We start from the raw sequence: 6,532 nt of genomic DNA, 5'->3' as shown, positions 1-6,532 counted from the left end.
GCCGGAGCCCGTACGGCTCCGGCGGCACCGCGGCGATCGGCGTCAGCGCTTGTGGCGCAGGCGGTACTCGACGGCGTAGGCGATCTTGCCGGGCTTGGCCTCGGCGTAGGGCACCGAGAGCTTGGCGAACTCGCCCTTGGTGGCGGCCTTTCCGTCGTTCCAGGCGGCGAGCACGCCGAGTTCACCGGCGGTCTTGCCCGCGGCGACGACCGTGCCCGCGCCGAGGGCGACCTGCTGCTCGGTCACCGTCTTGACCGCTGCCAGGTAGGCGGCGGGGTCGTTGCGGTTCCAGTCGCCGACCACGTTGGCGTCGCGCATCCATGCGCCCCAATAGAATTCCTGGAACGGGATGGTGCCCGCCTCGTAGCCGATGTCGCGCCCGAAGTACATGAGGCTGCGGTACTTGTCGTCGGCGAAATTGGCCAGCCCCAGCGCGCGCGGCAGCTGACCGACCTGGATGGGCTTGCCCGCCACGTCCTGCAGCCATACCCAGCCGTTCGCTCGCATGCGCTCCCAGAAGTCCTGGTGCGACAGCGCGCTCAGGTTGTCCAGAACCCGCAGGCGCACATGGGCGTTCGCGCCACCGTCCGGGGTCTCGAGGAACGAGGTCAGGGTGTGATGCCCGTCGGTCAGATACGCCTGCCCGCCGGGGCCGATCACGACCGTCTTCATGGGCGCGATGCTGTCGGCGGTCTCCTGCCCGACCGCGATCTCGCACTGGAACGAGGAGGCGTCGCTCAGCTTCGCGCCGGCCGCGGCGGACGCGGCCACGCCCTGGCCGTTGGCCTCGCACCAGTCGTCGAACTTCTTGTTGATCACGTCCTTGCCGAGCGTGTACCGGCCCAGCTTGTAGTAGACCTCGTCGTACCCGAGCGAGGGCTGCGTGGGCAGCACATCGCCGATCCGCACGTCCAGCAGATCCCCGGCCTTGGCGCACCCGTAGTTCGAGCCGCCGAGTCCGCCCGATCCGGTGGAGACGCTCTCACAGGCGGCGGCCGCGGCCTCGCCCGGCGCGACCCAGCTCACCGCGCTCGTCAACGCCACGACCGCGCCGGCGACCGCCGCCGCCCACCTGGTCCGCCCACGTGTGGAACTGCTCATCGAAACCTCACATCCTGCTGAACACACAAACCGCATCACCCTGACCACGGCACGTGACGGGTCGGCGAGCCGCGCGCGGCCGGATGCTGTTCCGCGAGCCAACAATTGGTGAACAAGCGCTCACTCGGGATTTCGTGCGCCGCCCTGTCCGGGTCCATCCGGGAGTGGCTGTTCTCTCCGGCGAGCGCCCGCGCGAATCAGGCCTCGACGGTGACCTCGAGTACCTCGAACGCGGAGTCCAGCACCACCGCCGGCCAGTAGCCGTCCAGGAAGTGCTCGCCGCAGCTGTCGTCCAGGTGCAGCACGATCGTGCCGTCGGTTCGCGCCGCGACGGTGACCACCCGCAGGTCCGCCGCCGCCTCCTCGAGTTCTTGCGGGGTCGGTTCCCCGAATGCGTGGGCGACCGCGTCCGAGGCGACCCGCCTCAGCGTCGGCAGCGCCCCGACGGCGCCCGCGAGCACCGGCAGCAACGCGCGTGCCCGGTCGTGGTCGGGTGTCTCGAGCATCAGCTCCAGCTGGTCGCTCGCGCCCGGCGCCCGGCCCTCGTACCAGTCATGTTGTAGCACTTGCCCGTCGGCGAGCCGGGTGTGTGCGCGCTCGAACACCCCCAGCTGCGGGTGTGTGATGGGCGTCGGCGAATCGGTCATGGTCCCACCGTATCGATCGTCCGTCGTGGCGTTGACCCTCCCGTCGCTGGAGGGCCGATACTCGCCCCATGGACACACTGGACTTCAAGAAGCAGTACCGCGAGCTGTACGCCGCACGCCCGGAGCCGGTGCTGCTGACCGTGCCGGAGCTGCCCTACCTGATGATCGACGGGCAAGGCGATCCGGACGGCCCCGAGTACGCGGCGGCGGTGAGCGCCCTGTACTCGGTCGCCTACGGGGTTCGCGCCCTGCTGAAGTCGGCGGCCACGGTGATCTATTCCGTACCCCCGCTCTCCGGCCAGTGGGACGGCGGCCCGAGCGCGGACAGGTCGGACTGGACGTGGACGATGATGCTGCAGCAACCACCGCAGGCGACACCGGAGGTGGTGGCGGAGGCGTTCACGGTGACCGGGAAGAAGAAGCCGGAGCTCCCCGTGGATCAGGTGCGCTGGGAGTCCTTCGCCGAAGGCGAGTGCGGCCAGATCCTGCACGTAGGCCCCTACGCGACCGAGCCCCCGACCCGCGATCGGCTGATGGATTTCCTTGCCGCACAGGGCAGGACGATCGCCGGCAGGCACCACGAGATCTACCTCTCGGCTCCGGGCCGGGTCGCACCGGAGCGGTTGAAGACCCTCATCCGCTACCCGGTGCGGGCCGCCTGAGTCGGGTTGTCCCCGTATTTCCGTGCACGATCGGGCTCATCCGGCGGGATTCCGCCACGGGAACGCCGAAGGGGCACGAAAAATCGAACCCCGACGGATCGCACCCAGACCCCTACCGAATTCAATAGCTTCCTGCGCGCCGCTCGGACAGGATGTGCGGATGTATTCGGAGGACGAGCTCGATCGAATCGCTCGAGATCAGGACCGGTCAGCGACATTCGACCTGATACGCGAGCTGACCGATACCGCTGCCGGCGAACCGATCGCCGGGAAGATCGGCCACGCACTCGGTTGGTCGGGAGACCCGCGAGCGGTCCCGGCGCTCATAGCGATCGGCCGGGATCGCACCCGCCCGGACACGGTGCGGCAGGCGGCGTTGCAGGTGCTGTCGGACGCGGCGTCGGTACCCGGCACCGGTGAGCTGCGCGAGTGGTGGGCGTCCGGGGATGACCTGGTGCGCGCGTTCATCATCCGAGAGGCCACCCACGACGAGGCCGATCTGATCGAACCGGTGGCCCGCGACCCGAACCACGTGCTCCACCGCGACGCGATCATCGGACTCCAGTTCGGCTTCGAGGAGCCGCGCTGGCAGGAGTACAAGATCGCTGGGCTGGCGCATCCCGATCCGGCCGTCCGGCGGACCGCCGCCGACTCACTGCTGTGGGACGAGCCGGTTGCCGCCGAACCCGGCCTGCATCGGGCCGCGGCCGATGACGACGAAGCCGTCGCGTGCGCGGCGATCGACACGTTGCGCTACTACCCCAGCCGGGCGACGCTGCGGTTGCTCGACGAGATCGGGCAGGGCGAAGGCGAGCGTGCGGTGATGGCCGGGGACGCCAAGGATTACCTGCTTGCCGGTTTCGAGTCCGAACGGTCGTCCCTGGCAGGGTGGATCGAGCCGGTCGTGGACCTGCTCGGGAACGGAGATGTCGAACCGGATCCGTGGTCCCCCGGGCCACCCCCGATCAAGTTGCCCGTGCCACCCGCGGCCGAAGTCATCGGCATGTTCTCCGATCCAGATGGTTCGTGGGCGCCGAAATTCGCGATGCTGCGAGGCCGCGATTGGAGTGGGGTGCGAGCCTCCGATCGCCCCGGCCTGGCGGCCTACCTGGCCACACACCCGGACTCGGCGGTGCGAGCCGAATGTTGTGCCGCCCTGGCGAACTGGCACGCGACCGACCGTTTGCTCGAGCTGGCCCGTGACCGGAACGCAGGCGTCCGCAAGTCCGCCGTCTACTACCTGCGCTACGTGCCGGCTTCCCGCGAGGTCGCCGCGTTCACCTGGAATCTGGTCGAGTCCGGTGCGGTCGCCGGGACGGCCGGCTACGAGGCATTGGCCACCTGTGCCGTCCACACGCCGCCCGGTGCGCTCGACGAACGGCTGATCGCACTGGCGCGCACCGATCTTCGCGAAGCGATTCGCCTCGAAGCCATCAAACAGCTCGGCGATCGCATAGAGCCGCTGCTCTACCTACTGGCCGAGCCGCCCCTACTGACCTGGGGAGTCCACGTCCTTCTGGTGGAGGCCTGCGGAAAGGCCGGATTGCGGATCCCCGGCCGGCGACAGTTACGGAACGTCGACAACCTGTATCTCGCGGCCGCCCTCGGCCGGTGATTCACGGCAACCGGGGCGAGGGCCGACCCACCGCACGCGGGAGTCGACGCCGCCACATCGCGTTTCACACAGATGGGCCCCGACCGGATTGCGAGCACAATGCCCTCGTATCACGCTGTGGCGAAACCATTTTCGAGGTAGCCGGTGTGACCCGAGTGCCGAGCCGCCCGCGCGGCCGCCACCCGCCGGGCCAGCAACGCGGGCAACCGCTCCGCCGCCTCGCCTTCATCGCACCAGGCCCAGCTGCGCAGCTCCGCCTCCTGCAGCGCGATCGCCGCGGTCTGCTCCACGCCCAGCACGCCCCCGTCGTACAGAAACATCACCCCGTCGGTGGGATACCGCCCCGGCGGCACCCAGTCCACCACCAGCAGCCTCCCCACCGGAACGACCAGCCCCAGCTCCTCCCCCACCTCCCGGACGACCGCCGCCAACGGCGATTCATCGGCCTCGACAACCCCACCGGGCAGTTCCCAATGCTCCTTGTACGTAGGCTCGACCAGCAGCACCCGGTCCCCCTCGTCCACGAACACCGCCCCCGCCCCCATCCGCTTCCGCGGCAACCCAGCGATGTACTCGTGTCTATCGGACTCCATGGGCCACAACACTATCCAGCGCTTCGCACCGCCACGGCCGATATCGGACACGGCCCTCGCTACACACTCGCGACGGCGGTGACGCTCCGGGGAGTGACCGCCAGCAGTACCCGTGGGCGACCGGGATGCCCGGGCGCCGCCAGCGCCTCCCCGGGCGGACCGATGTACTTGCGCCGAATACGGCTGGTCCACAGGCCATCCTGGTCGACGGACACCACCGCGTCACCCGTCACACGTATCTGCCTGTTCGGCCGCTGACCGTCCGAACGCAGCTCGCCCTCGGTGTCGATGACGAGCCCGACCCGGGGGTTACGGGCGATTCGACGCACATGCGGACGGCCGGCGAAGCTGGTCAGGTAGAAGGTTCCCTCCGCCCACACGAACCAGATCGGCGTGACGTGCGGATATCCCTCCTCGTCGATCGTCGCCAGATGAGCGACGGTATCGAGGTCCAGGAGAGCGTCGAGCTCCGCCTGATCGAGTGAACGCATGAGACCTCGGCTTTCCAGCTGGTGTGCACGTATTCGGCTCCAACAGCGCTCGCGCGCCGTATGTTTCGCAACGTCCGCGCGGGAACATCGACTGGAGTGACCGAATCGTGAAGGAAGTGTCGGGATCCTTCGCGGATCTCGTGGGGAAACCGGGTGGCGGGGTGGGCGTGTGACAGCGTGGCCGGGTGGAGACGGCGAGAACCTTTGGGGAGCAACTTCATCCGGTGGGGCGGCGGTGGTCGGCGTGGGTGATACCGCTGTACCCGATCGGCGGGGTCGGGGCCGCGTGGATCACCTATGACCGGATGGTCGGGAGCGTTATCGACTGTGTGCACGACCTCGACGGCGGGTCGGCCTTCTGGCTGCTGTTTCTCGGGGCCTCGGGGCTCGTCGCGATGGTGACCATCGCACTGGTGGCCGGGATGATCGCCGTCGGCTCGAACCGGCTGCTGCGCACGTCGCCGGCCTGGGAGAGATTCAGCGAGGCCGTCCCGATACTGGTGACCGTTGCGGGGTTCGCGTTGATCGTGTTGACCGGCATATTGCTGCTGAACGAGGCGACGTTGCCCGCCGACTACTGTGCGCGATTCGATCAGATCCGATACTGACCGGCGCTCGATACAAAACGACGGACCGGCTTTCGGATCATCCGAAAGCCGGTCCGGGGCGACCATCGAGTGTGGAAAGCGACTACTGCACGCGTTCCCAGCCCGGGCGGGTCTTGTGGGTGCCGATCGTCGCCTCGTCTCGGCTGCGGTAGACGATGTAGGGGCGGGTCAGGTAGCCGACGGGGGCCGAGAACACGTGCACCAGGCGGCTGAAGGGCCAGAAGGCGAACAGGGCGCAGGCCGACAGCACGTGGAGCTGGAAACCCAAGGGGGCGTTCACCATAAGCTCGGGTTCCGGCTGGAAATAGAAGATCGACCGGAACCACGGGGAGACATCCTCGCGGTAGTTGTGCGGATTGCCGGTCAGGTTGCCGTAGAGGGTGGCGCCCAGCCCCAGGGCCAGGGTCAGGCCCAGCAGCACGTACATGATCTTGTCGTTGCGGGTGGTCGCGGAGAAGACCGGGCCGACCGTGCGCCGGCGGTAGATCAGGATCAGCAGGCCGGCCACCGTCGCGACGCCCGCCACGACGCCCAGGCTGTAGGACGCCGTGTGATACATGTGCTCGCTGATGCCGATCTTCTCGGTCCAGGACTCCGGAATCACCAGGCCCACAACGTGTCCCAGGAACACGAACACGATCCCGTAGTGGAACAGCGGGCTGCCCAATCGCAGCAGCCGGTTCTCGTAGATCTGCGAGGACCTGGTGGTCCACCCGAACTTGTCGTAGCGGTAGCGCCAGACGAGCCCCACCACGCAGATGCCGAGCGCGGCGTACGGCACAGCGACCCACAGCAGAACATCCTTGGCGCTCAGG

At 68.3% G+C, this 6,532-nt stretch carries 8 protein-coding genes; 3 read left to right on the top strand and 5 right to left on the bottom strand.

Going from position 1 to position 6,532, the window contains the following annotated elements; all coding sequences use genetic code 11:
- Positions 1-42: 42 nt before the first annotated feature.
- Positions 43-1,101: a ParB/Srx family N-terminal domain-containing protein gene (locus tag ACWIGI_RS22535; RefSeq protein ID WP_454204403.1), complete on the bottom strand. Its 1,059-nt coding sequence runs from the start codon at positions 1,099-1,101 to the stop codon at positions 43-45.
- Between the two features lie 197 nt (positions 1,102-1,298).
- The gene (locus ACWIGI_RS22530) at positions 1,299-1,748 is read right to left on the bottom strand and encodes a hypothetical protein (protein WP_454204402.1); all 450 of its coding nucleotides are present in this window, start codon (positions 1,746-1,748) and stop codon (positions 1,299-1,301) included.
- A 68-nt stretch (positions 1,749-1,816) separates the two neighbouring features.
- Between ACWIGI_RS22530 and ACWIGI_RS22525 the strand changes: the two genes are divergently transcribed.
- Both ACWIGI_RS22525 and ACWIGI_RS22520 read left to right on the top strand, forming a co-directional pair.
- Positions 1,817-2,410 (top strand): GyrI-like domain-containing protein, encoded by a 594-nt coding sequence (locus ACWIGI_RS22525; RefSeq protein WP_454204401.1) that lies wholly within the window; start codon positions 1,817-1,819, stop codon positions 2,408-2,410.
- Positions 2,411-2,432: 22 nt separating this feature from the next.
- Positions 2,433-4,025, top strand: coding sequence for a HEAT repeat domain-containing protein (locus ACWIGI_RS22520; protein WP_454204400.1), 1,593 nt, complete (start codon positions 2,433-2,435; stop codon positions 4,023-4,025).
- A 110-nt stretch (positions 4,026-4,135) separates the two neighbouring features.
- Here ACWIGI_RS22520 and ACWIGI_RS22515 read toward each other — a convergent pair whose 3' ends face one another.
- Both ACWIGI_RS22515 and ACWIGI_RS22510 read right to left on the bottom strand, forming a co-directional pair.
- Entirely contained in the window at positions 4,136-4,618 is a 483-nt protein-coding gene (locus ACWIGI_RS22515) for an NUDIX domain-containing protein (protein ID WP_454204399.1), read from the bottom strand.
- 59 nt (positions 4,619-4,677) lie between these two features.
- Entirely contained in the window at positions 4,678-5,109 is a 432-nt protein-coding gene (locus ACWIGI_RS22510) for a pyridoxamine 5'-phosphate oxidase family protein (protein WP_454204398.1), read from the bottom strand.
- Positions 5,110-5,333: 224 nt separating this feature from the next.
- On the opposite strand from ACWIGI_RS22510, the gene ACWIGI_RS22505 reads away from it, so the two are divergent.
- Positions 5,334-5,717, top strand: coding sequence for a hypothetical protein (locus tag ACWIGI_RS22505; protein WP_454204397.1), 384 nt, complete (start codon positions 5,334-5,336; stop codon positions 5,715-5,717).
- 82 nt (positions 5,718-5,799) lie between these two features.
- On the opposite strand, the gene narI is transcribed toward ACWIGI_RS22505, so the two are convergent.
- Positions 5,800-6,531: a respiratory nitrate reductase subunit gamma gene (gene narI, locus ACWIGI_RS22500; RefSeq protein WP_454204411.1), complete on the bottom strand. Its 732-nt coding sequence runs from the start codon at positions 6,529-6,531 to the stop codon at positions 5,800-5,802.
- Position 6,532 lies beyond the last annotated feature (1 nt).

The sequence above is a fragment of the Nocardia sp. NPDC055321 genome (genome assembly GCF_053645575.1).
The sequence above is the reverse complement of the archived record's forward strand: the minus strand, read 5'-3'. Positions and strand labels throughout refer to the sequence as shown.